The sequence below is a fragment of the Pseudomonas sp. KCJK9058 genome, assembly GCF_046230975.1.
Classification (GTDB): domain Bacteria; phylum Pseudomonadota; class Gammaproteobacteria; order Pseudomonadales; family Pseudomonadaceae; genus Aquipseudomonas; species Aquipseudomonas alloputida.
Map to the genome: position 1 here is coordinate 1 of NZ_JBJJLR010000006.1, position 26370 is coordinate 26370.

Here is a 26370-nt window from a genome sequence, read left to right on the forward strand (position 1 = left end):
GTGGCGGCGACAACGTTGACCGGCCAGGGACATTGGCCTGCAGGCCCAGCCCTTTCGCGGGCTTACCCGCGAAGAGGCCGGTGGATTCAATAAATGCCTGTCAGGATTTGGGCGGATGAATGATCCGTTCGATCTTGTCCTTGATCAGCAACCTTTCCTTGCGCAGGCGGTTGACGGCCTCGTCGTTGGTGCCGTTGCCTTCGGCGGCTACCACCTCCTTGTCCTTGGCGTTGTACTCCTTGTGCAGTTTGTGCAGGTCCTGATCCTTCTCTATGAGTGCCTGGAATGCATCAGCGGTAACGTGCAGGTCAGCGAGCAGATCGTGCGGAACTGGCATTTCTTCACCTCTGTCAGGGTTGTCGGTAAGGTCCTGACCATTGAGAATAGCTGTCTTTGCGCAGGCTTGTGACGGCGGTTCAGGCTGAATGGCAGCTGAATGGTTTTGAGATAATTGGTAAAAGACGCACCCTCACGAAATTGTTACCGAGTTTTTCACGAAAAATTGATGACGTGCTTTCTAGAGTTCGCCCAACTTTCCCACAGTGCCATCTGGCCTGGGGGTGATAATCACTCTTGATTGCGAACGCTAATGCTCAACTTCAAATCCCTGCGGACTGAATGGGTCACGCTGCTGGCCAGTCTTTACCTGCTGATCGGCTTCAACATGTTCCTCTGGGAGCACCTGCAAGCGGCGGTTCCTGCTGGCCTGTCAGGGTTGTGGCTGAGTCTGGCGTTTGCTGTGCTGATGCTTTTCGCCTTCAATCTTGTCCTCACGTTACTTGCCTTCCGGTATGTATTGAAGCCGGTACTTATCGTGTTGTTCATGAGTGGCGCGGGCGTGGCTTACTTCATGAACCAGTACGGCGTACTTATTGACGCCGCCATGTTCCGCAATATGGCCGAGACCAATGTTGCGGAAGTGCGCGACTTGATGTCGTTCAAGTTTGCCGCGTATATCCTGCTGCTGGGTGTGCTGCCATCGGTGCTGCTGTGGAAGGCGCAAATCGCCTACCGCCCGTGGCACCGCGAGCTGCTGGGCAAGTTGCTGGTCAGTGGTGCCTGTGTGGTGACCATTGGCTCGGTAGCGTTGGTCAATTATCAAGGGCTGTCGTCGCTGTTTCGCAATCACCATGAATTGCGCCTGATGCTCACCCCCAGCAATATCGTCGGGGCCTCCATTGGTTATGTCAGCGAGCGTGTCGGTACGGCCTCGCGCCCGTTCCAGCATTATGGTGAAGATGCCAAGCGTGATGCGGCCTGGCAAAAACATGAGCGCAAGTCGCTGACCGTGCTGGTGGTCGGGGAAAGTGCCCGGGCAGACCATTTCGGCGTGCTGGGCTATGACCGCGATACCACGCCCAATCTTGCCAAAGAGCAGGGCCTGCTGGCGTTTTCCGACGTGCACTCGTGTGGTACGGAAACGGCGGTTTCGGTGCCTTGCATGTTCTCGGGCATGAAGCGCAAGGACTACGACGCCCGCGTAGCGAAGAACCGCGAAGGGCTGTTGGACATCCTGCAGCGTGCCGGCCTGGCCGTGCAGTGGCGTGACAACCAGTCGGGCTGCAAAGGCACCTGCGATCGCGTGCAGTTCATCGACGTCAGCAACCTCAAGGACCCGCAGCTGTGCGCCGATGGCGAATGCCATGACCAGATCCTGCTGCAAGGCCTGGACGCGTTGATCGACAACCTCGACAAGGACACCGTGCTGGTGCTGCACCAGATGGGCAGCCACGGCCCAGAGTACTTCAAGCGCTACCCCAGTGATGGCGAGCGCTTCACCCCGGTGTGCCAGAGCAACGCGTTGAACCAGTGCAGCGAGGAGGAAATCATCAACGGGTACGACAACACCTTGGCCTATACCGACAAGGTGCTGGCCTCGCTGATCGATACCCTGCGCAGCAAGCAAGACAAGGTCGACACCGCTATGATCTACCTGTCCGACCACGGCGAGTCGCTGGGCGAGTACAACCTGTTCCTGCACGGTACGCCGTACGCCATCGCTCCCGAGCAGCAGAAGCACATACCACTGCTGACCTGGTTCTCCGACAGCTACAAGGAGGACTTCGGCGTCGATACCGACTGCCTGGCACGGCTCAGCGATGCCCCGCTGTCCCAGGACAACCTGTTCCACTCGATGCTTGGCCTGTTGCAGGTGCATACCGAGCTCTACCAACAGTCGCTGGACATGTTCGCCAGTTGCCGGCCCTGGCTGGCGGCCAAGCGCTGAAGCCAGTCGCGTTTCATGCAAGCTTGGGCGATCCCTGTGGGAGCGGGCAAGCCCGGGCCATACACCGTGTTGCCTTCATTCGCGGGTGCGCCCGCTCCCACAGGGTGGACTGCCCCCGAAAAGCGGGACAGTTTCACCCGCAGTGCCCGCGCCGTATATACTGCGCGCCAATGTTAGTGGGAGAGCCTTGTGGCCATCGAAATTCACTGGATCCGTGACGACCAGAGCCTGGCCGAACACTGCCGCGACTGGCACCTGCTGCCCTTCGTCGCCGTCGACACCGAATTCATGCGGGTCGACACCTTCTACCCGAAAGCCGGGCTGATTCAGATCGGCGACGGCCAACGCGCCTTTCTGATCGACCCGCTGCTGATCGGCAACTGGCAACCCTTGGCCGACCTGCTGGAAGACAGCGGTGTGGTCAAGGTGCTGCACGCCTGCAGCGAAGATCTTGAAGTGCTGCTGCGCCTGACCGGCAAGCTACCTCAGCCGCTGTTCGACACTCAGCTGGCCGCCGGTTACCTGAACCTGGGCTTCTCCATGGGCTATTCGCGGCTGGTGCAGGAAGTGCTGGGCATCGAATTGCCCAAAGGCGAAACCCGCTCCGACTGGCTGCAACGCCCGCTCTCGGAAACCCAGGTCAGCTACGCTGCCGAAGATGCCGTGCACCTGGCCGAGCTGTTCAGCGTGCTGCGCCCGCGGCTGAGTGACGACAAGTATGCCTGGGTGCTGGAAGACGGCGCCGAGCTGGTAGCTGCGTTGCGCCGTGAAGTCGAGCCTGAAAGCCTGTACCGCGACGTCAAGCTGGCCTGGAAGCTGGCGCCTCAACAACTGGCAGTGCTACGTGAGCTGTGCGCCTGGCGCGAACGCGAAGCGCGCAACCGCGATGTGCCGCGTAATCGTATCCTCAAGGAGCACTCGCTGTGGCCCATGGCCAAAAGCCAGCCGAACAACCTGTCGGCCCTGGCCAAGATCGACGAGATGCACCCACGCACCATTCGTCAGGACGGCGAGTGCCTCATCCAGCTGATCAAGCGCGCCGCCAGCCTGCCTGCCGAGCAATGGCCTGCGCCCTTGCCCGAGCCGCTGCCGATCGAGGCTGCGGGCCTTCTCAAGCAGCTGCGTGCCATCGGCCAGGCCGAAGGCGAGCGCCTGGGGATTGCGCCCGAGTTGATGCTGCGCAAGAAAGCCCTGGAGGCGCTGCTCAAGAGCGGATACCCCAATGGCCCTTATCAACTGCCCGATTCGCTGCGCGGCTGGCGCCGTGAGCGCATGGGCCAGGCCCTGCTGGAGAACCTGGCAGGTGCCGGAGAAACCCGATGAAACGTATTTGCTCGATCTACAAGAGCCCACGCAAGAACGAAATGTACCTGTACGTACTCAAGGCTGACGGCCTGGAGCGCGTGCCTGAAGGCCTGCTGCCGTTCTTCGGCACCCCCGTGCACGCTTTTGACCTGGTGCTCAGCCCTGAGCGCAAGCTGGCCCGCGAGGACATCACCAAGGTGCTGGAGAACCTCGAAAGCCAAGGCTACCACCTGCAGATGCCGCCGCTGGAAGATGAGTACATCGAGCACCTGCCCGAAGAGCTGCTGCGCCGAAACGACCCCGTCTGACCATGCGTGTACTGATCGCTGAGCATGACCATGCTCGATACGCCGGGCTTTTGCGCGCCGCCGCGCCAGAACTGGAAGTGCTGACCAGCGGCGACTCTGCCGAACTGGCCCGCCAGGCACCGCAGTGCCCGGTGTGGCTGGGCCAGCCGGACTTGCTGGCCAGTCTGCTGCGCCAAGGCCACAAGCCTGGCTGGATACAGTCGACATGGGCGGGTATCACGCCGTTGCTGGCCGACGGCCTGCCGCGTGATTACCGCCTGAGCCGCGCAGTAGGCATCTTCGGGCAGGTGATGGCCGAGTACATGCTCACCTATATGCTAGGCCATGAGCGTGAGGTGCTGTCGCGCCTGGTCAGCCAGGTCGAGCGGCGGTGGGATGACCGCCCGGGGCGCAGCCTGGAAGGGCGCAAGGTCCTCATTGTGGGTGTAGGCGACATTGGTCAGCGTGTGGCCGAGTTCCTGCAGCCGTTTGGTGTGGCGCTGTACGGCGTTGCCAGCAGCGCCCGTGAGCAGGCGCCGTTCGTCGAGGTGGCGGCGCTGGCCGACCTGCCGCGCTTGGTTGGCCAGGTCGACTACGTGCTGAACCTGCTGCCGGATACCCCGGCGACTCATGACCTGTATGACGCAGCGCTGTTCAAGTGCTTCCAGCCCTCGGCCTTGTTCATCAATGCCGGACGTGGTGTGGCGGTGGTCGATGCCGACCTGGTCGAGGCGTTGAAGGAGGGCCATCTGGCCGGTGCGGTGATCGATGTGTGCCGCCAGGAGCCGCTGCCCAAGCAACACCCGTTCTGGACCGCCTGGGGCTTGCTGCTGACCGGGCACAGCTCGGCGCCCACCTCGCCGGCGGCGATGGTGCGCTTGTTTGCGGAGAATGTGCGAGCGTATGCGGCGGGGCAGGGGTTGCGTGGCGAAGTCGATTTCGCCCGGGGCTACTGATTGCTGTGGCCCGTACCGGCCTCTTCGCGGGTAAACCCCTCCAGCACAGGGTGGTGATCCCCCGTAGGAGCGGGCTTGCCCGCGAAGAGGCCAGCACGGCCAACACAAACCTTACAGGCTGAAATCGCCTTCAGCAGCCAGCTCGCTCAGCGGCTTGCGCGGGCTCGGCACTTCACGCGCCTGCAGGGCTTCATCCAGGCTGGCCTTGTCCCCCAGCTTGCCGATCGCCACCATGGCATGCAGTGCGTAACCTTCGGGAATCTTCAGTTCCTGACGTGCCAGGTCCTGATCGAAGCCGGCCATGCCATGGGTATGCCAGCCGCTGATGCTGGCCTGCAGGGCCAGGTGCCCCCAGGCAGAGCCCGTGTCGAAGGTGTGCCACAGGGCCGGTTTTTCTTCCGTAGCGCCCGGGGCCGCGAAGGTAGTCTTCGAAATGACCAGCACCAGCGCCGACGCTTGTTGCGCCCAGCTGCGATTGAATGGCACCAGCAGGCTCAGGTAACGCTCCCAGTTAGGCGTGTCGCGGCGGGCATAAAGGAAGCGCCAAGGCTGCGAATTATAGGCCGAAGGTGCCCAGCGGGCGGCCTCGAGGAAGCTCAGCAGGGTTTCTTCGCTGATCGGCTCGGCGGTGAAGGCGCGTGGTGACCAGCGGTTGATGAACTGCTCGTTGATGGCGTAATCGGCAATGCGGGGGTTGGCGCTCATGGCGGCTCCTGCAAACGGACGGGAAAAACGCACGCTACTGCGTGCCGTCGCGACTGACAAGCGGTCTGGCTTTGCCGAAGGCCAGGCTCTAGACTGGCGCCGCCGCGCGCCGTGGCCCCAAGATGAAGGCAGGAACCCTGTGTGATGATCGCTGAAAACGCGCCGTTCTGGCGGCGCAAGACCCTCGAAGAGCTCAGCCAGCAAGAGTGGGAGTCGCTGTGCGATGGCTGCGGCCTGTGCTGCCTGCAAAAGCTCGAGGACGAAGACGACAACAGCGTCTATTACACGCGCATCGCCTGCAAACTGCTGGACCTGGATACGTGCCAGTGCAGCGACTACCCCAACCGCTTCGCCCACGTGCCAGACTGCATCCAGCTGACCCCGGGCAAGGCCGACCAGTTCAAGTGGCTGCCGAGTACCTGCGGTTACCGTCTGGTCAGTGAGGGCAAGGACTTGCCGGCTTGGCATCACCTGGTCTGTGGCGACCGGCAACAGGTTCATGAACAGCGCATTTCCCAGTCGGGGCGTATGCTCAGTGAACACGATGTGCACGAAGACGACTGGGAAGACCACCTGATCTTTCGCGCCAGCTGACCGGCGCGGCCCGCTGCCTCGGGGAAACAAGGAGTTTCTGTATGCGTTGCCAGCTGTTGTTGCTGTTGGGCCTGATGGCCAGTTCGCCGGCCTGGGCGAAGAAGGTCGACCTCCACTACCAGGTGCGCTTGCTGCCTGCCAGCGGCCAGGCCGAGGTCCGCGTGACATTGGCCGAAGGCAGCACCGTGCGCAGCCTGGACTTCGACCTGGGCAAGGCTGGGGCCTACAGCGGCTTCCAGGCCGATGGGCAATGGCAGCTGAAGGGGCAGCGTGGTATCTGGCAGCCAGCGGCCGGCAAGACCAGCCTCAGCTACCGTGTGCAGCTGGACCAGAAGCTGGCCAGCGGCGCCTATTCATCACGCATCACCCCACACTGGGCACTGTTCCTCGGCGACCAGCTGATACCCCCTGCGCGCCTCGACCAGCAGGATGGTACCGAGCTGGTGGCGCGCCTGGCTTTCGACCTGCCCGAGGGCTGGAAGAGCATCGAAACGTCCTGGCCGCGTATCGGCAAGGGGAAGTTTCGCATCGACAACGTGTCGCGCCTGTTCGATCGCCCGACCGGCTGGATGCTTGCCGGCGACCTGGGCAGCCGCCGCGCTCGCCTGGGCGAGACCGAAGTGACCGTGGCCGCGCCGGTGGGGCAGGGTATGCGGCGCATGGACAGCCTGACCTTGCTCACATTCGTCTGGCCACAACTACAAGCTGTGTTCCCGCGTAACCCGCCCAAGCTGCTGTTGGTCGGGGCGCGTGACGGCATGTGGCGAGGGGCTATGGCTGCGCAGGGCTCGTTGTACCTGAACAGTGCCCGGCCCATGGTCAGCGAAAACGGCAATAGCCCGTTGCTGCGCGAATTGGTGCAACTGTTCGCGCAGATTCACGGGCGTGACGGCAGTGACTGGCTGGTAGAGAGCCTGACCGATTATTACGCCAACGAGTTGCTACGCCGCTCGGGCGGGATGAGTGATGACCGTTACCAGGTCTGGCAGGCGCGTCTGAGCAAGCAGGGCGCCAAGGTCAACCGGCTCAAGGGTGAGCGCGCAAGCCCGGCCCAGGTGGCCCGCGGCGTGATGCTGTTGCAGGCGCTGGACAAGGAAATCCGCATTCACACCCAGGCCAAACGTTCGTTGGACGATGTGGTGCGGGGGCTGATGCGCCTGCCCAGCGTCAGTACCGAAGACTTTGTGCAGATCAGCGAGAACGTGCTGGGGCGGCGTTCCGATGTGCTGCAGAGCAAGGTGCTGCACTAGGCATCCCTGCGCCTGACAATCGGCAGGGCGGCATCGTCTGCAAGTCGCATTTCAAGCGTATCAAGTCGTACCTGGAATACACCGCCGAGCAGAAACTCAGCATTGTTCACGGGGCGAAACCGAGGTTGGGGAGCGTGCAGCCAACCATCGTCGGCAGCGTTGATCGCGACAACCCATGGTTTGTCGAGGCAATGTTCGGCCCGGTTTCGGTGCTGTTCTGACGGAGCTCAGCACTCGGTCGCCCTGTGTTGGCAGGTCTGTCCTGCCGCCGCAGTGGCGGCCTTTTTATTTGAACTTGGGCCCCGAGCGGGTATTCAGCCCCTTGGCCAAGCGGTCGTACAGCACCACATTCACCGTTGCCGCCAGGTTCATGCAGCCCTCGGTCGGGATGTAGATAGTCTCTTCACACCATCCCCGCACCTCTTCGCTCAACGACCCATCCTCTGGCCCGAAGATGTAAATGGCCCGGTCCGGATGGGTGTAATCCGGCAATGGCCGCGCACCCTCCACCAGTTCTACCGCCACTGGCGTGCAGCCCAGCGGGATAATGCGCTGCAGGTCGTCGATGCCGATCAGCGGGATGTCGTAGTGCACGCGCTTGGTGTCGGTGACGAAGTCACGTGCGCGTTCATAGCGTTTGCCCGTGTAGAACACCGAATTGACGCCATAGCAGCCCGCTGCGCGCATCACAGAGCCGACGTTTTCTGCCGACTTGGGGTTGAACAGGCCGATGCAGCTGTATCGTTTGTTTGCCACGTACCGGGGCCCTTCGCGAAAAAAAGCGCGATTATACGGGCTGCCCGGTAGCAGCGGGGGGCGAATCGATGGTCAGTCTTTCTTCAGCATGCCCGCCAGCCCGGCAAACGGGTTGTGCGTAGCCTTGGCAATGCTCGGGGTGCTGGTGGAGCCTTCGCTGAAGTACTGCTGGTCGGTGTAGCGCGAGTGTTCGTTGTCGTGGCAGTACAGGCACAGCAGCTCCCAGTTGGAGCCGTCCTGAGGATTGTTGTCGTGGTTGTGGTCACGGTGATGCACGGTCAGCTCGCTCAGGCGCTTGCCGGCGAACTCGCGGGCGCAGCGGCCGCATACGTGCGGGTACATTCTCAGGGCCTTGTCGCGGTAGCCCATTTCCTTGTCGCGCTTGGCATCGGCCAGGATGCGGTCGAGGCGCGCGGTGGCGGCGGCAGAAGAGGAGGAGCTCATGGTGTTTCCTTTGTTCTGATCAGGCAAGTGACGGTTATGCCTTTGAGTCTAGCGCGCTTGCAGGTCAGGCGGACAGGCGAAAGCGTTGAATTAGGCGTAGCCTGTAGAAAGGTTCCCGACAGGAGGTTGCTGATGTTTCACGCGATCCTCGCCGCGCTGTTGATGGCTGGCCTGCCCTTGGCAGAAGCTGCCAGTACGCCACCCAGGCTCACGCCGCCAGTACCCGGCGCGCCCGGTACGCCGACGCCTACGCCATACCCGCAGATTACCCCGAGTACGCCGCCCAAGGCTTATGACAGCCAGCCGGGGGCGCCCTTGTTGCCGCCGATGCCAGTGCCCGGCCCGCCGAAGGATCAGCCATTGCCCGGGTTGCGACAGGACCCGCCAAAGCCGGTTGTGGAGGATGATTGACGGGCGGGAGCTGAGGGCGTCTGGGGCTGCTTTGCAGCCCATCGCGACACAAGGCCGCTCCCGCAGGTTGGACTGGATTCCGCGCTGTGGACTGCACCTCAGAAGATGGACAGATGTCCGACATCGGGGGGGGGCAGTCCACTGTCCTGTGGGAGCGGCCTTGTGTCGCGAAAGGGGCGCAACGCGCCCCCCGCTCTCTCAAAGGATACCCAGCTCGCCAAACACGAACGCATACTCCAGGGCCACATCCTTCAACCCTTGGTACCGCCCGCTCATCCCGCCATGCCCAGCCCCCATCTCGGTCTTGAGCAGCAGCAGGTTGCTGTCGGTCTTGAGCGTGCGCAACTTCGCCACCCATTTGGCCGCCTCCCAATACTGCACGCGGCTGTCGTTGTAGCCCGCCACCACCAGCATCGCCGGGTAGGCCTGCGCTTTCAGGTTCTCGTACGGCGCATAAGCCTTGATCCGTTCATACACCTCCGGCTCCTCAGGGTTGCCCCATTCATCGTACTCGGTCACGGTCAGCGGCAGCTCCGGGTCGAGCATGGTGTTGAGCACGTCGACGAAGGGCACTTCGGCAATGGCGCAGCGGAACAGCTCAGGGCGCAGGTTGAGCACCGCGCCGATCAGCAGGCCGCCAGCGCTGCCACCACTGATGGCCAGGCGGTCGGCGGCCGTCACGCCCTGGCTGATCAGGTGCTCGGCGCAGGCGATGAAGTCGCTGAACGTGTTGTGCTTGTACTCCTGCTTGCCGGCACGGTACCAGGCCTCCCCCAGTTCACCACCACCTCGCACATGGGCGATGGCAAAGGCCACGCCGCGCTCCAGCAGGCTCAGACGCGCATGTGAGAACCAGGGGTCGAGGCTTTCGCCATAGGCACCATAGCCGTACAGGTACAGTGGCACGGTCTTGCCCAGGTCCTGGCGGCGGCGTACCAGGCTGATCGGCACCTGGGTGCCGTCCGCTGCGGTTGCCCACAGGCGCTCACTGACATAGTCATCGGCATCGAATGCACCGAGCACCGGGGTTTGCTTGAGCACCACCTGGGCGCCCGTGGACAACGCCAGCTGGCGCACCTGGGCCGGGCGGTTGAGCGCTTCGTAGCGCAAGCGTATGCGAGTGCTGGCAAATTCCAGGCTGTCCTGCACGTACAGGCTGTAGGCGGCGTCTGGCAGTTCGACGCGGTAGGCCGGCAGGCCCTGTGGGCGTACTTCGATGATCGGCAGGCCGCCTTCGCGCAAGCTCAGGGTGAGGGCACCGGCGTTCAGGCTGAGGCCTTCGAGCATGACCGCGTCGCGGTGCGCCACCAGCACCTGCCACTGTTCGCGGCTTGGCACTGGTGCGACTGGCGCGTGGTACAGGGCGAAGTTGATGCCATCCTGGTTGGTGCGGATGAACCAGCGCCACTGGCCGTCGAGTTGGCCGTGGTCGGGGAAGTATTCGTGGCCTTCGACGCGCGGCGCCAGGCAGGTGAACGGCGCCTGCGGGGTTTCGGCGTCCAGCACCCAGGCCTCGCTGGTGGTCTTGCTGTTCAGCAGCAGCACCAGCTGGCGCTCGGAGCTGGTGCGGTAGCAGTGCAGGAAGAAACGCCCGTCTGGCTCTTCGAACACGGTGTGCGCGGCGTCGGTGCCCAAGGTGTGGCGACGCAGGCGCCATGGGCGGTGGGTGTCGTCCAGCTCAGCGAAGAATAGCGTCTGGCTGTCGTTGGCCCAGGTCAGGCTACCGTCGCAGTTGTCGAAGGGCAGGGCAGTGACACGGCCACTGGCCAGGTCTTTGACGTACAGGGTATAGATTTCGTCGCCGCTGGTGTCGAGGCTGTAGGCCAGCAGACGGTGGTCGGGGCTGATGTTGAACGCGCCGAGGGAGAGGAAACCGCCGTTGGCCAGGGCGTTGGGGTCGAGCAGCAGTTGCTCCTGGCTTTCATCGACGGTGTTCGAGTCGTCGGCCGGGCGTGGGCAGCGGTAGTGACGCGGGTATTCGTCGCCGGCGGTGGTGCGGGTGTAGTACAGGTAGGGGCCCCAGGGCGCCGGCAACGAGAGGTCGGTCTCCAGGATGCGGCCTTTGATCTCTTCGAACAGTTGCTCACGCAACGGTGCCTGGTCGGCCAGGCAGGCTTCCTGGTAGGCGTTTTCAGCTTGCAGGTAAGCGAGTACCTCGGGGGTATCGCGCTGTTGCAGCCAGGCATACGGGTCGGTGGCCTGGTCGGCTTGGGCAATCGGGGGTTGGGGCTTGGCTGGCATTGAAGATCTCTTGATTGGGGTTGCCTGTGCCCGGAAAAGTGTTTATCATAGGCATCTCTTTGCCTGGCTTGCACGAACACCATGACCGAGAACGACTACACCTTCGCCTGGGGCTTGTACGCAGTAGCCGCCTTAGGGTGCCTGCTGGTGGGCTTCAAGCTCACCGGCTGGATGTGGCGCTGGCTGCGCGAACCGCTACGGGTGGTGCTGGCGGTGCTGCTGCTGACCCCGACCATCGTCGACCCGGTCAAGGACAGCTTCGCCCCTGCAATCGCCATCACTGCGCTGGATGTCGCTTTCAAGGTCGGCAACAACGCCTGGCGCGCTGTGTCCGACTTCGCCATGTATGGCATGATCGCCTTCGGCCTGTACTTCCTCTTCGTGCTGCTGCGCTGGCCGCTGGAAAAGCGCGCGCGCGCACGCCGTGAGCAGGCCGAAGCCGCCGCCAGGCGTCAGCGGGCCGAGGATGACCAGCTCGGCACCCAGGCGCCGCTGGCTGCCGAGCGCAGCGACCGTTACCGTGACGACTTGCCGCCAGCCGCTACGCGTGGCGCAGGCCGGGTCGAGCCTCGTCTGTAAACGGAGACACGCCTATGTGCGAATTGCTGGGCATGAGTGCCAACGTCCCTACCGACATTGTTTTCAGCTTCACCGGCCTGATGCAGCGGGGCGGGCGTACCGGCCCGCACCGTGACGGCTGGGGGATAGGCTTTTACGAAGGCCGCGGCCTGCGCCTGTTCCAGGACCCGGCCGCGAGCAGCGAGTCGGAAGTGGCCAACCTCGTGCAGCGCTACCCGATCAAAAGTGAAGTGGTGATCGGTCATATCCGTCAGGCCAACGTCGGCAGGGTGTGCCTGTCCAACACCCACCCGTTCGTGCGGGAAATGTGGGGCCGCAACTGGTGCTTCGCGCACAACGGCCAGCTGGGTGACTTCAAGGGCCTGGCCAGTTTTTACCGGCCAGTGGGCGACACCGACAGCGAAGCGGCCTTCTGCGACCTGCTCAACCGCATCCGCAGCGCTTTCCCCGAACCGGTGCCGGTGGAGCAGCTGCTGCCAGTGTTGGTCGAAGCCTGTGCCGGCTACCGTGGTCAGGGCGTGTTCAACTGCATGCTCAGCGACGGCGACTGGCTGTTCTGCTTTTGCTCGACCAAGCTGGTGCACATTACCCGCCGTGCGCCATTTGGTGCCGCACGGTTGAAGGATGTCGACCTGATCGTCGACTTTCATACCGAAACCACCCCCAACGACGTGGTCACGGTGATTGCTACCGAGGCCCTGACCGAGAACGAGACCTGGCACCGCTACGCGCCGGGTCAGTGGGCCCTGTGGCGGCACGGCGAGTGCGTGGCGCACGGCCAGAGCTAAGGACGCTGCATGTTCAGAAGTTACCTGCGATTGCTGTTGTTCACCTTCGGCCTGCTGGCCGGTATCCAGGTCCCGGGGTTGGTCAAGGACTATAGCCAGCGGGTCGAGGCGCACCTGTTCGAATCGCGCGAGGCACTCGATGGGTTCCGGCAAACGGCCGAGCGCTTTTTCAAGGTCGACTTGCAGGCGCTGCTGCAGCACTACCGCAGCAGCGACGACCCGGTGTTCAACAGTGATGCCAACAGCATCGAAAGCCTTATGATCCGCAACGAACTGCTGGAAAACGAATGGCAGGTGCTGCAAGGGTCATGGGCTGAGCGTACCTGGCATGTGCTGGTACAGGCCGACCCGCAGTTGCGTGAAGAAACCCTCAATGGCTACAGCTACCAGATTCTGCTGGTGCCCGAGGCGATTGGCTGGGGTGTGGGTGCCGGTTTTGTGCTGGCCTTTGTGGTCGAAAGCGTGTTGTTGGGGATTGGCTGGCTGATCCTGGGCGGGCGGCGCAGGGTGGTGAAAGAGAGCTGGCGCTAAGTTCTGCTGTACCTGTACCGGCCCTTTCGCGGGCTTGCCCGCTCCCACAGGATCATCACAGGCCTGGCGGGCCAGGTTGTACCTGTGGGAGCGGGCAAGCCCGCGAAAGGGCCGGTACAGGCAGAGACTGTTGTTCAGACCAGCACGATCCGCTGCCCCCCCACATCCCGCGCATACCGCTCCAACACCTGCCGGCAAACCCCAACCACCTCATCGACCAACGCCACCCCGGTCTGCCACGCCACCACCAGCTCAAGGCTCGGCGGCGGCTGTAACCCTTCCAGCAGCACCAGCTCGCCCCGGCCCAACTCGGCATCCACCAGCGCCGGCGGTAGCGCGCCAATGCCAAAACCGTCGCGCAACAGCCGGGTAATCGCCGCCACCGAGTTCACACAATTCAACCGCGGCGCCTCTGCCCCCGCAGCCTGCAGCAAGCTCAGCACCTCCTGGTGTGGCCGTGAATTCTTCGAGAAGGTGATGATGCGCTCGCGCCCAAGTTCGGCCAGCGATGCATAGTCCCGGTGCTGGTGGGCGCCTGCGGCCACCACCCAGCCCATTGGGTAGCGCGCCAGGTCGAGGCTGCGGATCGATTGCTCGCGCAGCAAGTCGGTCTGCAAAATCACGTCAAGAAAGCCCTTCTGCAGCTGCTCGCGCAAGTTCAGCGCGGTGTCGGCCACCAGTTCGATTTCCACCTGCGGGTAGCGCTCGGTCAGCTCCGCCACCAGTGCGCTCATCCAGGTGTGGATCACCGTGTCCATTACCCCAATGCGAATGCGCCCGACCTTGGCCCGGTCGCTGTCCAGCGACTGCTTCATGGCCTTGGCGGTTTCCAGCATGCGTTCGGCGTATTCCAGCACCTTGCCGCCCTCCGGGGTCAGGCTGACGCCGCGGGAGTCACGCAGCAGCAGCTTCACGCCCAGGTCAGCCTCCAGTGCGGCAATACGGCTGGATACCGAAGCCTGGGTGGTGAACAGCTTTTCTGCCGTCAGGCGGAAGCTCTTGAGCCGGGCGACCCAGACGAAGGTTTCGAGGAAGCGAAGGTTCATGATCAGTTTTTCTTGTTCCAGACCGGCGGTTTTTTTCGTTGGACGCAGGCGAGGTGGCCTCTGAACAATGACGCCCAGGCCGCGACGCTTCATGTCGCCCATAAAACAATACCAACAAGCCGAGGCATCCATGAACCCCACCGGCGTGCAGCAGCAGGTCAGTACCCTCCCTTCGTCCGGGCCTTTCGCCTGGTACCGTGACATCGACAAACAGCAACGACGTACCTTCTGGAGCTGCAAGATTGGCTATGGCCTGGACGGCATGGACACACAGATGCTCAGTTTCGTCATCCCTACGCTGATCATGCTGTGGGGTATCACCACCACCGAAGCCGGGTTGATCCACACCAGCACGCTGATCGCCTCGGCTGTAGGAGGCTGGGTGGCCGGTATCCTCTCCGACCGCATCGGCCGGGTGCGTACCCTGCAACTGACGGTGTTGTGGTTCGCCTTCTTCACCTTCCTGTGCGGCTTCGCTCAGAACTACGAGCAACTGTTGATTGCCCGAACCCTGATGGGCTTTGGCTTCGGTGGCGAGTGGACCGCCGGCGCGGTGTTGATCGGCGAGGTGATCCGCGCCCAGGACCGCGGCAAGGCGGTGGGCATGGTGCAGTCCGGCTGGGCAATTGGCTGGGGCCTCACGGCCATCCTCTATGCGCTGCTGTTCTCCTGGCTGCCGGCAGAGCAGGCCTGGCGTGCATTGTTCCTGCTGGGGCTGGTACCGGCAATCTTCGTTATCTTCGTTCGCCGCCTGGTCAAGGACCCTGAGGTCTATCGTAAGGCCAAGGCAGTGGAAAACGCCGAGGCACCCTCGCGCTTCTACGAAATCTTCGCGCCGGGCATGCTCTGGACCACCGTGCGGGCATCCCTGCTGACCACCGGCGCGCTCGGCGGCTACTACGCCATCACCTCGTGGCTGCCAACCTTCCTGAAGAACGAACGCGGCCTGAGTGTGCTGGGCACTGGGGGCTATCTGGCCATGGTGATCGTCGGCTCGTACATGGGCTATGTGGTCAGTGCTTATCTGTCCGACCTGCTGGGGCGCAAGAAGAACTTCATCCTGTTCGCCGTGGGCTCCTTCATCATTGTGCTGTTGTACACGCAGATGCCGGTCAGCGATGGCGTGATGCTGTGGCTGGGCCTCCCGTTGGGCTTCTTCGCCTCGGGTATCTTCAGCGGCATGGGGGCGTTTCTGACCGAACTGTTCCCCACGCGCATTCGGGGTTCGGGGCAGGGCTTCTGTTACAACATCGGCAAGGTCATTGCCGCGCTGTTTCCGTTGATGATCGGCATGCTCGGCCAGAATGTTCCGCTGGGCCTGGGTATCGGCGTGTTTTCTGCGGTGTCCTACGGCATTGTGATCGTGGCGGCCTTGAGCTTGCCTGAAACCCGCGGCAAACAGCTGCAGGCGCGGTAAGGTAGGCCTATGCACAACGACAAGGGAGACCGCGTGGTGGAACGCCTGCTACTCAATTGCGACATGGGTGAGAGTTTCGGCAGCTGGCGCATGGGCCTGGACGCCGAGGTCATGCCTTACATCGATTGCGCCAATATCGCCTGCGGCTACCACGCTGGCGACCCCGGTATCATGCGTCGCACGGTGACGTTGGCGCTGGAGCACGGGGTGACTATCGGCGCTCATCCGGCCTACCCGGACCTGGTCGGCTTCGGCCGCCGTTCCATGGCCTGCAGCCCGGAAGAAATCCGCGACCTGCTGCATTACCAGATCGGTGCGCTGGATGGCATCTGCAAAGTGCTGGGTGGTCGTGTGGCCTATGTGAAGCCCCATGGCGCGCTGTACAACGACATGATGGCCGACCCGCTCAAGCTGCGTACCGTGCTGGAGGCCGTAGCGGCCTATGACGGCAACCTGCCGTTGATGCTGATGGCCACCGCCGACAACCGTGCCGCCCAGGCACTGGGCGATGAAATCGGCGTGCCGCTGTGGTTCGAGGCGTTCGCAGACCGCGCCTACACCGCCAGCGGCCATCTGCTGTCGCGGCGCCTGCCGGGCGCGGTGCATCACGACCCGGCGCGGGTGGTGGAGCAGGCGGTGCGTCTGGCCCGAGGCGAAACGCTGTTGGCAGACGATGGCAGTGCCTTGCAGCTTGCCGCCCGCACCCTCTGCGTGCATGGCGACAACGACAGTTCGGTGGTGGCGGTGCGGCAGATTCGCCAGGCCCTCGATGGGCTGGAGGCGTGATGAAACCGCGAATTGAAGTGGTCGCCATCGATAGCCTGATGGTCCGCCTGTTCGACCGTATCGATGAGGCCAACATGCCATGGATGCTCGCCGCCAGCCGGCGCTTGAGCGCGGCGTTCGGCGAGCACCTGCTGGACCTGGTGCCGTCCTACACCACGCTGATGGTGCAGTCTGCCCTGCCGCCAGGCGAGGCCAGGGCGCGAATCGCTCATGCGCTGGACGGCTTGCAGCCTGACACCGGCAGTGGCGGCCGCCGACACGAAATCCCGGTGTGGTACGACGCCAGTGTCGGCCCCGAGCTGCCTGTGCTGGCGGCCCGCAGCGGCTTGAGTGAAGCGGAGATTGTTCGGTTGCACGGCGAACGTGATTACCCGGTGTTTGCCCTGGGCTTCGCGCCTGGTTTCGGCTTCATGGGCCTGGTCGACGAGCGCCTGGCCAGCCCTCGTCTGATTACCCCGCGCAAGCGCGTGGCGGCGGGCAGCGTGGGTATTGCCGAGCGCCAGACGGCGGCCTACCCGGCAGTATCGCCGGGTGGCTGGAACCTGATCGGGCGCACCCCGGTGCGGTTGTTCGACCGTGAGCGTGAGGGTTACAGCCTTTTGCAACCCGGTGACCGGGTGCGCTTCGTGCCGGTTTCGCGCAGCGAATTCCTGGCCATGGGTGGTGATGTGGAGGCGCAGGGATGAAGCAGTTGATGATTGAGGCCAGTACGCCGTTGTGCCAGTTACAGGATGCCGGGCGCTTCGGCGTGCGCCACCTTGGCGTGACCCAGGGCGGGGCGCTGGACTGGGTGGCGATGCACTGGGCCAACTGGTTGTTGGGCAACCCGTTGGGGGCGCCGGTGGTCGAGGTGGCGCTGGGTGGTTTTTGCGTGGTGGCTGAACAGGATTGCGTGCTGGCCCTGGCCGGTGCCGACCTGGATGCGTGTGTCGATGATCAGCCGCTGGCGCCATGGCGCAGCTTTGCCCTGGCCAAGGGGCAGCGCTTGACCCTGAAGCAGCCCAAAGTGGGTGTGCGGGCGTATCTGGCGGCACCGGGTGGGTTCCTGGGTGAGGAGGTGCTGGGCAGTTGTGCCACCGTGGTACGTGAAGCACTGGGTGGCATCGATGGCCAGGGGGGGGCGCTGGCTAAACACCAGGCATTGGCTTTTACCGGTAGCAGTGCACCCCTGCGCGAAGTGCCGCACGCGTTGTGCCCACAGTTCGCCCCAAAGCCGGTGCTCGACCTGGTGATGGGCGCGCAGATCGGTGAATTCAGCGGTACCAGCCTGTTCGAGGCATTCAACCGGGAATGGACGCTGGACAGCCGGGCCGACCGCATGGGCATCCGGTTGTTGGGGCCGCAGCTGGTGTACCAAGGGGCGCCGATGATCTCCGAAGGGATCCCGCTGGGAGCGGTACAGGTGCCGCCGGACGGGCAGCCGATCGTGTTGCTTAATGACCGGCAGACCATTGGTGGGTATCCGCGGCTGGGCGCGCTGACGCCGCTGGCGCTGGCGCAACTGGCGCAGTGCATGCCGGGGGCGGTGGTACGGTTCCGGGCGGTGGTGCAGGACGAGGCCTGGCGGGAGCAGCAGGATTACCTGAACCGTTGGCGGTAGAGCGGGCGGCCTCTTCGCGGGTGAACCCGCTCCTACACACGTCCTGTGCATGCCTTGACGGTGATGGTGGAGCAGGCAACCTCACTTGGACAGGTAGCGCATCCCGTCCTCCAACCCTTGCAGGGTCAGCGGATACATCTTGTCCTCGATCAGGTCGCGCACCAGATGGGTCGACGCGGTGTAATCCCAGGCCTGCTTGGGGTACGGGTTGATCCAGATGACCTTCCTGAATTTTTCCATGAAGCGCTGGATCCACACATACCCGGCTTCTTCGTTCCAGTGCTCTACGCTGCCACCCGGCTGGGTGATCTCGTAGGGCGCCATGGCCGCGTCACCGACGAACACCACCTTGTAGTCATCGCCGTACTTGTGCAGCAGGTCGAAGGTGGAAAAACGTTCGGACGTGCGGCGCAGGTTGTTCTTCCACACTGACTCATAAACGCAATTGTGGAAGTAGTAATACTCCAAGTGCTTGAACTCGGTCTTGCAGGCCGAGAACAGCTCTTCGCAGACTTTGACGTGGGCATCCATCGAACCGCCAATGTCGAGCAGCAACAGCAGCTTCACGGTGTTGCGCCGCTCGGGGCGCATCTGGATGTTCAGCAACCCGGCATCACGCGCGGTGTGGTCGATGGTGCCGTCGATGTCCAGCTCTTCGGCGGCGCCTTCGCGGGCGAACTTGCGCAGCCGGCGCAGGGCCAGCTTGATGTTGCGGGTGCCAAGCTCGACCTGGTCGTCGAGGTTTTTGTACTCGCGTTGGTCCCAGACTTTTACCGCTTTGCCCTGGCGCTTGCCGGCGTCACCGACGCGGATGCCCTCGGGGTTGAAGCCGCCCGAGCCGAATGGGCTGGTGCCGCCGGTGCCAATCCACTTGTTGCCGCCAGCGTGGCGTTCCTTCTGCTCTTCGAGGCGCTGCTTGAAGGCCTCGATAAGCTTGTCCAGGCCGCCCAGCGACTGGATCTGTGCGCGTTCTTCATCGGTCAGCGAGCGCTCGAATTCCTTGCGCAGCCAGTCTTCGGGGATCAGCGCCTCGATGTGCCGGTCGAGGTTTTCCAGGCCCTTGAAGTAGGCTGCGAAGGCACGGTCGAACTTGTCGAAGTGGCGTTCGTCCTTCACCAGGATGGCGCGGGCGAGGTAGTAGAACGCGTCCATGTCGGCGAACACCACGCGCTTTTGCAAGGCCTGGTGCAAGTCGAGCAGTTCACGCACCGAAACCGGCACCTTGGCCGCACGCATCTCATTGAACAGATTGAGCAGCATGGCCCTGCTCCTGTCAGCGGTTGCCGCGCCGGCTCATGAAGGCCAGGCGCTCGAGCAGTTGTACATCCTGCTCGTTTTTTACCAGCGCACCGGCCAGCGGCGGGATGGCCTTGGTCGGGTCGCGTTCGCGCAACACCGCTTCACCGATGTTGTCGGCCATCAGCAGCTTGAGCCAGTCGACCAGCTCGGAGGTGGACGGCTTTTTCTTCAGGCCCGGCACCTTGCGTACGTCGAAGAACACGTCCAGCGCCTCGCTGACCAACGACTGGCTGATGTTCGGGTAGTGCACGTCGACGATCTGCTGCAGGGTCGTGCGGTCGGGGAAGGCGATGTAGTGGAAGAAGCAGCGGCGCAGGAAGGCGTCCGGCAGCTCTTTTTCGTTGTTCGAGGTAATGATGATGATCGGACGCTGTTTGGCCTTGATGGTCTCGTCGATTTCGTAGACGTAGAACTCCATCTTGTCGAGCTCTTGCAACAGGTCGTTGGGGAATTCGATATCGGCCTTGTCGATTTCGTCGATCAGCAGGATGACCCGCTCGTCGGCCTCGAAGGCCTCCCAGAGCTTGCCCTTTTTCAGGTAGTTGCGCACATCGTGCACCTTGTCCACGCCTAGCTGCGAATCGCGCAGGCGGCTGACCGCGTCGTACTCGTAGAGGCCTTGGTGGGCCTTGGTGGTGGACTTGATGTGCCAGGTGATCAGGCGCGCCCCGAACGAGGCCGCCAACTGCTCGGCGAGCATGGTTTTGCCGGTGCCCGGTTCGCCCTTGACCAACAGCGGGCGTTCGAGGGTAATGGCCGCGTTTACCGCCAGTTTCAGGTCGTCTGTGGCGACGTAGTCGCGGGTGCCTTCGAACTTCATGGGGGGTTGTCCTCTGTTTAGGGCTGTGCGGGCCTTTTCGCGGTACAGGGTTGTAGGTGCGGGTTTACCCGCGAAGCGGCCCGAACAGGCAGCACATAATCCGGATTTGTTTCCGACTATAACGCGGGGCCAGGCGGCTGCAAACGCAGACCGGGTATTCAGTCCCTGAATGCCCCGTCACGCTGTCTCAGTCAGACTTCGGCGCTGGTTGCTCATAGCGCGCATTGAATGCCTGGACAAACCCGTTGCGCAGGATCTGCAAGAACGCCTCGAAGGCACTGACATCCTGCTTGCGCACACTGCCGCTGAGTTCCACCCGAGTGGCGAACTGGTTTTTCGGCTGGTTCTTCAGCACCGTCTCGGTCGCACCCACCAGGGCCTCCCACACCGAGCGGAAGAAGCCCTTGTCCTTTTCCTCGACGTCCTGCTGCCAGTCGAACACGTCGACATCGCGCAGCAGCGGTTTTATATAGCCGTTCAGCCGGCCGTTTTCTGCCTGGGCCTCGATGACCACGTCACCGTGCCCGGCATTGAAGTCGAATTTGCCGTAGGCGCTGGCAAAGTCATTCAGTTTGCGCAGCTCGATGCCGGTGGCGCGAAGTCTGAATTCGAAGTCGTCGAAATCACTGAAAGGGTCGAAGGTGGCACGGCTTTCTACGTTCGCATCCCCCGCGATGAGCGCCGTGCCTTCGAAACTTGCGTCGCGACGGCCTTTCTGGTCGCGCACGTTGGTCAGGTTGCGGATGCTGGCGTTCAACCGGGTGGCCTTGAGGTCGACCGGTGGCTTGGAATTGAAGTTGCGGAACGTCAGCACGCCATTGTCGATACGCACTTCGTTGAGGGTGATGGGCAGGAGTTTTTCCAGCTGCTGGCGCCAGTCGGTACCTTGGCCGGTCTGCGACGCCTGTTTGCTACCACCGTCGACAAAATTCAGCTCGGGATGCACGAAGGTCACCTCCGCCACCACTGCCTTGTCGTACCACAACGCATGCCAGCTCACCGAGAGGTCGATCAGTGGGGCGTCGAGAAACGGTACGGGCACCTTGCCGGTGGTCTTGACGATTTTCAGCCCGTTTATCTGATAGGCACCGCGCCACCAGGCCAGGTGCACATCGGCTACCTGGCCGCGGTAGTCTCCCATGTCGGCCAGCTTGTCGTTGAGGTAGTCGCGCACCAGGTAAGGCAGGGCCAGGTGCAGCGCCACCAGCAGCACGATCAGGCTGGCCAGGCCGACCAGCGGCCAGCGATAGCGGGCTTTCATGAGGCTGTCTCCAAGGCGGGATGTGCGGTTGACCGCAACGTGCCGGGCTGAGTTCGAACAGGCTTTACGGGCCACCGCCGCAGGCTTACCCTTGAGGCATTTCCCTGCTTTTTCATGCCAAGGACCCCTGCCATGAGCCGTATCTTTGCAGACAACGCCCACTCCATCGGTAACACGCCGCTGGTGCAGATCAATCGCATCGCCCCGCGCGGCGTGACCATCCTGGCCAAGATCGAAGGGCGCAACCCCGGGTACTCGGTCAAATGCCGCATTGGCGCGAACATGGTCTGGGACGCCGAAAGCAGCGGCAAGCTCAAACCGGGCATGACCATCGTCGAGCCCACCTCGGGCAACACCGGTATCGGCCTGGCCTTCGTCGCCGCCGCCCGCGGCTACAAGCTGATGCTGACCATGCCCGCCTCGATGAGCCTGGAGCGCCGCAAGGTGCTGAAGGCACTGGGCGCCGAGCTGGTATTGACCGATCCGGCCAAGGGCATGAAGGGCGCTATCGAGAAGGCCAACGAAATCGTCGCCTCCGACCCGGAGCAGTACTTCCTGCCGGGCCAGTTCGAAAACCCGGCCAACCCGGCCATTCACGAGAAAACCACCGGCCCTGAGATCTGGAACGACACGGACGGCGCCATCGACGTGCTGGTGGCGGGTGTGGGCACTGGTGGCACCATCACCGGCGTGTCGCGTTACATCAAACATACCCAGGGCAAGGCCATCCTGTCGGTGGCAGTGGAGCCCGTGGCATCGCCGCTGATCAGCCAGACCCTGGCCGGCGAAGAACTCAAGCCCAGCCCGCACAAAATCCAGGGCATCGGCGCCGGCTTCGTGCCGAAAAACCTCGACCTGTCGATCGTCGACCAAGTGGTGACGGTGACCGACGAAGAGTCCAAGGCCATGGCGATTCGCCTGATGCAGGAAGAGGGCATCCTTTGTGGTATTTCCTGCGGTGCGGCAATGGCGGCAGCGGTGCGCCTGGCCGAAAAACCGGAAATGCAGGGTAAGACCATCGTCGTAATCCTGCCCGATTCGGGCGAGCGATACTTGTCGAGCATGCTGTTCAGCGACATGTTCAGCGAGCAGGAAAACCAGCAGTAATCGGCCTTCCCGCTGATCCGGCGCAACAATCGGCGGCCTGGTTTATTGCAAAATCTTCATGAATGCGATCCCGCCCGGGTTGTTTTTACCGCGGCGGGATCGGTTTATGATGGCAGGATGATTTTCTGGAGAGCAGGCAGCGCAGCCCTGGCTCTTCCCCAAGGAGTGAAAGCATGACCTTTTCCTTTGCAGCCAAGGCGGGTGTCTTGCTGGTGTTTTTCGGCAGCGTGCTGTTCGTGCACCTGCGCGGCAAGGCCCGCCTGCCGGTGTTGCGCCAGTTCGTCAACCATTCGGCGCTGTTCGCCCCCTATAACGCGTTGATGTACCTGTTTTCCGGCGTGCCGTCCAAGCCCTACCTGGATCGCCAGCGCTTCCCGGAGCTGGACGTGTTGAAGGACAACTGGCAGGAAATTCGCGAAGAGGCCATGCGCCTGTTCGACGAAGGCTATATCCGTGCCGCTGAGAAAGATAACGACGCCGGCTTCGGTTCGTTCTTCAAGAAAGGCTGGAAGCGCTTTTACCTGAAGTGGTACGACAAACCGCTGCCTTCGGCGCAAACCCTGTGCCCGCGCACTGTCGAGCTGGTCAGCAGCATCCCCAATGTCAAGGGCGCAATGTTTGCCCTGCTGCCCGGCGGCAGCCACCTGAACCCGCACCGCGACCCGTTCGCCGGCTCGCTGCGTTATCACCTGGGGCTGTCCACGCCCAACTCCGACGCATGCCGCATCTACGTGGACGGTGAGCAGTACGCCTGGCGTGATGGCGAAGACGTGATGTTCGACGAAACCTACGTGCACTGGGTCAAGAACGAAACCGACGTTACCCGCGTGATCCTGTTCTGTGACATCGAGCGCCCGCTGAGTAGCCCGCTGATGACGCGCATCAACCGTAAGGTCAGTGCCTTCCTCGGCCGCGCCACCGCGCCGCAGAACACCGACGACGAGCGCGTGGGCGGGATCAACCAGGCGTACGCCTGGAGCAAGCGCTTCAGCAACAGGATCAGCAGCCATGTGAAGCAGTTCAAACGCGCCAACCCCAAGGCTTACCGCGTGCTGCGGCCGGTACTGGCGGTGGTGGTGGCGTATCTGTTGTATCGCTGGTTGTTCTGAGTTTTTCTGCGTTAACCGGCCCCTTTGCGGGGCAAGCCCGCTGCCACCGGTGCGTCTCATCCTTCAAGGACGAGGGTGTGCTTGTGGCAGCGGGCTTGTGCCGCGAAGAATCACTCGCTATATTCCAGAACATTCACTTTCTCAAAGACCGCGTTCATGCCAGCCATCCCTTCCACCACACGCTTTGCCATCGCGCCAGTCGCGGGCATGGTCGTGCGTGGTAGCCAGCAGCCGGTCATGATCTGTCACTCCCCACCACCTGTCAGTGGCGTCGTAGGCGGCGTAGCTCCGCCTCATTGCGTGGTTGTGCTGGGCTGATCGGCTTCGTGCCGCAACCCTTCGCACGCGCAACGTACTGAACACGGTCGGCTACTGCTCACGTTGAAGCGCACGCCGTCCGTTTGGCTTATCTGCCTACTATCAGGTGGCAATTCATGTCTGTCTTTACCAAAACGTCCGTGGCCTCGGCGGCCACTACCTGCCTGTTCGTCCTGCTGTGGAGCAGCGGGGCGATCGTCTCCAAGCTCGGCCTGGCGCATGCCAGCCCGTTTGCCTTTCTGCTGTTGCGCTCGGCGCTGGCCCTGGCCGGCCTGTTGCTGATCGGCCCGTTGCTAGGGCTGCGCTGGCCGCGTACTCGCGGGAGCATTCTGCGCGCCCTGGGTACCGGTTGTGTGCTGCTCGGTGCCTATCAGATCTTCTATCTGTTGGCGCTTGATACCCATGTCACCCCCGGCGTCATGGCCACGGTGATGGGGGTACAACCGATCCTCACCGTGGTGCTGATGGAACGCCAGCGCTCCTGGAGCCGTTTGTTCGGCCTGAGTTTGGGGTTGGGTGGCTTGATCATGGTGGTCTACCAGGGCATCAACCTGGGCGGGGTATCGCTGGCGGGCATGCTGTTCGCCCTGCTGGCGTTGGTCAGCATGACCTTTGGTTCGATCCTGCAGAAGCGCATTACCGACAACCCCATGGGCACACTGCCGCTGCAGTACCTGGCCGGCTTTGCCATGTGCGCGCTGTTCGCACCTCTGCAACCGCTTCATGTCGAGTGGACCGGCAGTTTCGTCGGTGCGCTGCTGTGGATGGGCCTGGTGGTCTCGCTGCTGGCAACCTTGCTGCTGTACCGGCTGATCGCCAAGGGCAACCTGGTCAATGTCACCAGCCTGTTCTACCTGGTGCCGGCAGTGACTGCGGTAATGGACTTGCTGATCTTCGGTAACCGCCTGGCACCGCTCAGCCTGTTGGGCATGGGGCTGATCGTGGTAGGGCTGCTGTTCGTGTTTCGCAAGCCTGCCGCGCGCCTGGCCGAGGCGTAGGCCCTAGCGGAATTCTTCGGGGATGGCGTGGCGCAACACGCCTTCCTCGAAGTCCAGCAGGCCGGCTTCGCGCTGGGTGAGCAGGTAGTAGAGCAGGGTATCGAGCGAGCGTTGCGGTGGGACCTCGACCGCCAACATCTTCACTGCTTGCTCGGTTTCACAGGCGCAGCCGAAATCCAGCAATGCTGCGCGCACCTGGTCGAGGGTTTCCGGTGGTTTGACGACCACCCGGAACACCGAGCTGCCGCTGCTGTGGCGCAGCGCTGCGAACCAGGTTTCGCCTGCTTCCTCGCGGGTGTCGATCACGTCGCCCGGGGCGATGCCATAGACATGGAAGGGGATGTTGTCGATGGCATAGCCGCCTTCCACGGCCTTGGCCCACAGGCCCTCGACCGAGGCTGGTGGGTAGCCGTTCTCGTCCTGTTCCAGGCGGAACAGGACCTTTTTGTACGCGCTGTTCATGCAGTACCCCACTTCAGCTGCGCGCCGGGCGCAGCACCAGCCACAAGGCCAGGCCAATCAGCAGGCCGCCGTATAGGTGCGCCATCGACAACGGCTCATTCAGCAGCCATGCCCCCCACAATACGCCGAATACCGGGATCAGGAACGTTACGGTGCTGGCTTTTACCGGGCCGATTTCCTCGAGCAGGCGGAAGTACAGGATGTAGGCAAAGGCGGTGCACAGCAAACCCAGCCCCAGCAACGACAACCACACCTCCCAACCCCCCCAGCTGGCGGGCGGTTGGGTGAGTGCGCTCCAGCCGAACAGCGGGGTCAGCATGAGCGTTGCGCCGAGCATGCTGCCCAGCGCGGAAAGACGGCTGTCCAGGCCACTGATCCAGCGGCGGGCGAGGAACCCGGCAAAGCCGTAGCAGGTGGTGGCCGCCAGGCAGGCGAGGGCGCCTTGCAGCAGGGCCATGTCCAGTGCCACCGGGCCGGCGCCGCTGAGGATGCCGACGCCGAACAGGCCAAGGAAGATGCCGCAGAGTTTGGCCAGGGTCATTGGCTCGCGGAAGAACAGTACGCCGACCAGCACACCCATCAGCGGAGTGGTGGCGTTGAAGATCGCCGAATAGCCGGCCGGCAGCACCTGGGCCGCCACCGAGTAGAAGGTGGCGGGGATGCCGGAGTTGATCATGCCCAGCACCAGGCACGCACCGAGCTTGCCCTGGAAGTCCCAGCGCACGCGGGCGGCGGCCAGAAGCACGATCAGGCCCAGGCAGGCGATGGAAACCCGGAAGAACGCGGTCGGCACCGTGCCCAGTTCGGGGGCGATGATGCGCATGAACAGGAAACTCGCTCCCCAGACGGCGGCAAGGGTCAGCAGGCGGGCTAGGGCGATGGGGCTCACAACGGTCTCCGGAGGTAAGGCAGGGGCGCGAGTGTACGCCACGGGGCGGGGGGATTCTTGTGCTTTCTTGCTGTGTAATTCCTCTTGGGCTGCGGGGCTCTGGGCAAGGCAGCTGCAACTACAGCTCGGGCCTTCAATGGCAGTAACCCATGAAGCCAAGGGCGGCTAAGCTCTGTACTCAATC

30 protein-coding genes are annotated in these 26370 nt (G+C 63.0%); 19 read left to right on the top strand and 11 right to left on the bottom strand.

Annotated features, from left to right (window positions below; all coding sequences use genetic code 11):
* Positions 1–100: 100 nt before the first annotated feature.
* Positions 101–337, bottom strand: a complete 237-nt coding sequence (locus tag ACK59Z_RS05615) for a YdcH family protein (protein ID WP_003254689.1) — start codon at positions 335–337, stop codon at positions 101–103.
* A gap of 252 nt (positions 338–589) precedes the next feature.
* Here ACK59Z_RS05615 and ACK59Z_RS05620 point away from each other — a divergent pair, with 252 nt between their 5' ends.
* The 4 genes from ACK59Z_RS05620 (at position 590) to ACK59Z_RS05635 (ending at position 4775) form a co-directional block, all read left to right on the top strand.
* On the top strand, positions 590–2227 hold the full coding sequence (locus tag ACK59Z_RS05620; protein WP_108192185.1) for a phosphoethanolamine transferase: 1638 nt from the start codon (positions 590–592) through the stop codon (positions 2225–2227).
* Between the two features lie 189 nt (positions 2228–2416).
* Positions 2417–3550 (top strand): ribonuclease D, encoded by a 1134-nt coding sequence (gene rnd, locus ACK59Z_RS05625; protein WP_409292593.1) that lies wholly within the window; start codon positions 2417–2419, stop codon positions 3548–3550.
* Positions 3547–3840, top strand: coding sequence for a YcgL domain-containing protein (locus tag ACK59Z_RS05630; RefSeq protein WP_003254683.1), 294 nt, complete (start codon positions 3547–3549; stop codon positions 3838–3840). The genes rnd and ACK59Z_RS05630 overlap by 4 nt, the downstream gene beginning before the upstream one ends.
* A gap of 2 nt (positions 3841–3842) precedes the next feature.
* Positions 3843–4775 (top strand): D-2-hydroxyacid dehydrogenase, encoded by a 933-nt coding sequence (locus ACK59Z_RS05635; protein ID WP_108192187.1) that lies wholly within the window; start codon positions 3843–3845, stop codon positions 4773–4775.
* Between the two features lie 111 nt (positions 4776–4886).
* Here ACK59Z_RS05635 and ACK59Z_RS05640 read toward each other — a convergent pair whose 3' ends face one another.
* Positions 4887–5480 (bottom strand): nitroreductase family protein, encoded by a 594-nt coding sequence (locus tag ACK59Z_RS05640; RefSeq protein WP_003254681.1) that lies wholly within the window; start codon positions 5478–5480, stop codon positions 4887–4889.
* A 144-nt stretch (positions 5481–5624) separates the two neighbouring features.
* Here ACK59Z_RS05640 and ACK59Z_RS05645 point away from each other — a divergent pair, with 144 nt between their 5' ends.
* The 3 genes from ACK59Z_RS05645 to ACK59Z_RS05655 are packed head-to-tail and all read left to right on the top strand — an operon-like array spanning position 5625 to position 7545.
* Entirely contained in the window at positions 5625–6074 is a 450-nt protein-coding gene (locus ACK59Z_RS05645; RefSeq protein WP_003254680.1) for a YcgN family cysteine cluster protein, read from the top strand.
* Positions 6075–6115: 41 nt separating this feature from the next.
* Entirely contained in the window at positions 6116–7324 is a 1209-nt protein-coding gene (locus ACK59Z_RS05650; RefSeq protein ID WP_108192188.1) for a hypothetical protein, read from the top strand.
* Between the two features lie 2 nt (positions 7325–7326).
* Positions 7327–7545, top strand: a complete 219-nt coding sequence (locus tag ACK59Z_RS05655; protein WP_108078912.1) for an aldehyde dehydrogenase family protein — start codon at positions 7327–7329, stop codon at positions 7543–7545.
* Positions 7546–7609: 64 nt separating this feature from the next.
* Here the strand turns inward: ACK59Z_RS05655 and ACK59Z_RS05660 are convergent, their stop codons facing one another.
* Both ACK59Z_RS05660 and ACK59Z_RS05665 read right to left on the bottom strand, forming a co-directional pair.
* Positions 7610–8080 (bottom strand): RNA methyltransferase, encoded by a 471-nt coding sequence (locus ACK59Z_RS05660; protein ID WP_003254677.1) that lies wholly within the window; start codon positions 8078–8080, stop codon positions 7610–7612.
* 72 nt (positions 8081–8152) lie between these two features.
* The gene (locus ACK59Z_RS05665) at positions 8153–8524 is read right to left on the bottom strand and encodes a YajD family HNH nuclease (RefSeq protein WP_108192189.1); all 372 of its coding nucleotides are present in this window, start codon (positions 8522–8524) and stop codon (positions 8153–8155) included.
* A 132-nt stretch (positions 8525–8656) separates the two neighbouring features.
* Here ACK59Z_RS05665 and ACK59Z_RS05670 point away from each other — a divergent pair, with 132 nt between their 5' ends.
* Positions 8657–8935, top strand: a complete 279-nt coding sequence (locus tag ACK59Z_RS05670; protein ID WP_003254675.1) for a hypothetical protein — start codon at positions 8657–8659, stop codon at positions 8933–8935.
* A gap of 198 nt (positions 8936–9133) precedes the next feature.
* Here the strand turns inward: ACK59Z_RS05670 and ACK59Z_RS05675 are convergent, their stop codons facing one another.
* On the bottom strand, positions 9134–11176 hold the full coding sequence (locus ACK59Z_RS05675) for a S9 family peptidase (RefSeq protein WP_108192190.1): 2043 nt from the start codon (positions 11174–11176) through the stop codon (positions 9134–9136).
* 81 nt (positions 11177–11257) lie between these two features.
* On the opposite strand from ACK59Z_RS05675, the gene ACK59Z_RS05680 reads away from it, so the two are divergent.
* Genes ACK59Z_RS05680 through ACK59Z_RS05690 form a run of 3 tightly spaced genes read left to right on the top strand, consistent with a single transcriptional unit; the run spans position 11258 to position 13074 of the window.
* Positions 11258–11755, top strand: coding sequence for an MFS transporter (locus ACK59Z_RS05680; RefSeq protein ID WP_108192191.1), 498 nt, complete (start codon positions 11258–11260; stop codon positions 11753–11755).
* Positions 11756–11769: 14 nt separating this feature from the next.
* Positions 11770–12543: a class II glutamine amidotransferase gene (locus ACK59Z_RS05685; RefSeq protein ID WP_003254671.1), complete on the top strand. Its 774-nt coding sequence runs from the start codon at positions 11770–11772 to the stop codon at positions 12541–12543.
* A gap of 9 nt (positions 12544–12552) precedes the next feature.
* The gene (locus tag ACK59Z_RS05690) at positions 12553–13074 is read left to right on the top strand and encodes a DUF2937 family protein (RefSeq protein ID WP_409292597.1); all 522 of its coding nucleotides are present in this window, start codon (positions 12553–12555) and stop codon (positions 13072–13074) included.
* Positions 13075–13208: 134 nt separating this feature from the next.
* Here the strand turns inward: ACK59Z_RS05690 and ACK59Z_RS05695 are convergent, their stop codons facing one another.
* Positions 13209–14120, bottom strand: a complete 912-nt coding sequence (locus ACK59Z_RS05695; protein ID WP_003254668.1) for a LysR family transcriptional regulator — start codon at positions 14118–14120, stop codon at positions 13209–13211.
* Between the two features lie 130 nt (positions 14121–14250).
* Between ACK59Z_RS05695 and ACK59Z_RS05700 the strand changes: the two genes are divergently transcribed.
* From ACK59Z_RS05700 to ACK59Z_RS05715, 4 genes are read left to right on the top strand one after another with little or no spacing between them, the layout of a single operon-like run.
* Positions 14251–15537, top strand: coding sequence for an MFS transporter (locus tag ACK59Z_RS05700; protein WP_108192192.1), 1287 nt, complete (start codon positions 14251–14253; stop codon positions 15535–15537).
* Between the two features lie 9 nt (positions 15538–15546).
* Positions 15547–16323, top strand: coding sequence for a 5-oxoprolinase subunit PxpA (locus tag ACK59Z_RS05705; RefSeq protein ID WP_108192193.1), 777 nt, complete (start codon positions 15547–15549; stop codon positions 16321–16323).
* On the top strand, positions 16323–17009 hold the full coding sequence (pxpB, locus tag ACK59Z_RS05710; protein ID WP_108192194.1) for a 5-oxoprolinase subunit PxpB: 687 nt from the start codon (positions 16323–16325) through the stop codon (positions 17007–17009). The genes ACK59Z_RS05705 and pxpB overlap by 1 nt, the downstream gene beginning before the upstream one ends.
* The gene (locus ACK59Z_RS05715) at positions 17006–17923 is read left to right on the top strand and encodes a biotin-dependent carboxyltransferase family protein (protein ID WP_108192195.1); all 918 of its coding nucleotides are present in this window, start codon (positions 17006–17008) and stop codon (positions 17921–17923) included. The genes pxpB and ACK59Z_RS05715 overlap by 4 nt, the downstream gene beginning before the upstream one ends.
* Before the next feature lie 81 nt (positions 17924–18004).
* On the opposite strand, the gene ACK59Z_RS05720 is transcribed toward ACK59Z_RS05715, so the two are convergent.
* The 3 genes from ACK59Z_RS05720 to ACK59Z_RS05730 all read right to left on the bottom strand — a co-directional run bounded on the left by ACK59Z_RS05720 (position 18005) and on the right by ACK59Z_RS05730 (position 21303).
* Entirely contained in the window at positions 18005–19183 is a 1179-nt protein-coding gene (locus tag ACK59Z_RS05720; protein ID WP_004576041.1) for a VWA domain-containing protein, read from the bottom strand.
* A 13-nt stretch (positions 19184–19196) separates the two neighbouring features.
* Positions 19197–20042, bottom strand: a complete 846-nt coding sequence (locus ACK59Z_RS05725) for a MoxR family ATPase (RefSeq protein ID WP_003254658.1) — start codon at positions 20040–20042, stop codon at positions 19197–19199.
* A gap of 187 nt (positions 20043–20229) precedes the next feature.
* A complete protein-coding gene (locus ACK59Z_RS05730; RefSeq protein WP_409292601.1) occupies positions 20230–21303 on the bottom strand; it encodes a DUF748 domain-containing protein in 1074 nt (357 codons plus the stop codon).
* Positions 21304–21435: 132 nt separating this feature from the next.
* Here ACK59Z_RS05730 and cysK point away from each other — a divergent pair, with 132 nt between their 5' ends.
* The 4 genes from cysK to ACK59Z_RS05750 all read left to right on the top strand — a co-directional run bounded on the left by cysK (position 21436) and on the right by ACK59Z_RS05750 (position 24835).
* A complete protein-coding gene (cysK, locus tag ACK59Z_RS05735) occupies positions 21436–22410 on the top strand; it encodes a cysteine synthase A (protein ID WP_003254654.1) in 975 nt (324 codons plus the stop codon).
* Between the two features lie 173 nt (positions 22411–22583).
* Positions 22584–23519, top strand: coding sequence for an aspartyl/asparaginyl beta-hydroxylase domain-containing protein (locus ACK59Z_RS05740; protein WP_003254653.1), 936 nt, complete (start codon positions 22584–22586; stop codon positions 23517–23519).
* A 156-nt stretch (positions 23520–23675) separates the two neighbouring features.
* The gene (locus ACK59Z_RS05745) at positions 23676–23837 is read left to right on the top strand and encodes a hypothetical protein (RefSeq protein ID WP_154070663.1); all 162 of its coding nucleotides are present in this window, start codon (positions 23676–23678) and stop codon (positions 23835–23837) included.
* A 116-nt stretch (positions 23838–23953) separates the two neighbouring features.
* Positions 23954–24835 carry a DMT family transporter gene (locus ACK59Z_RS05750; protein WP_012051511.1) on the top strand — a complete coding sequence of 294 codons (882 nt, stop codon included), beginning with the start codon at positions 23954–23956 and terminating at the stop codon, positions 24833–24835.
* Positions 24836–24838: 3 nt separating this feature from the next.
* Here ACK59Z_RS05750 and ACK59Z_RS05755 read toward each other — a convergent pair whose 3' ends face one another.
* Both ACK59Z_RS05755 and ACK59Z_RS05760 read right to left on the bottom strand, forming a co-directional pair.
* Positions 24839–25297: a DUF4265 domain-containing protein gene (locus ACK59Z_RS05755; protein WP_004576044.1), complete on the bottom strand. Its 459-nt coding sequence runs from the start codon at positions 25295–25297 to the stop codon at positions 24839–24841.
* Between the two features lie 13 nt (positions 25298–25310).
* Entirely contained in the window at positions 25311–26186 is an 876-nt protein-coding gene (locus tag ACK59Z_RS05760) for a DMT family transporter (protein ID WP_004576045.1), read from the bottom strand.
* Positions 26187–26370: the final 184 nt, after the last annotated feature.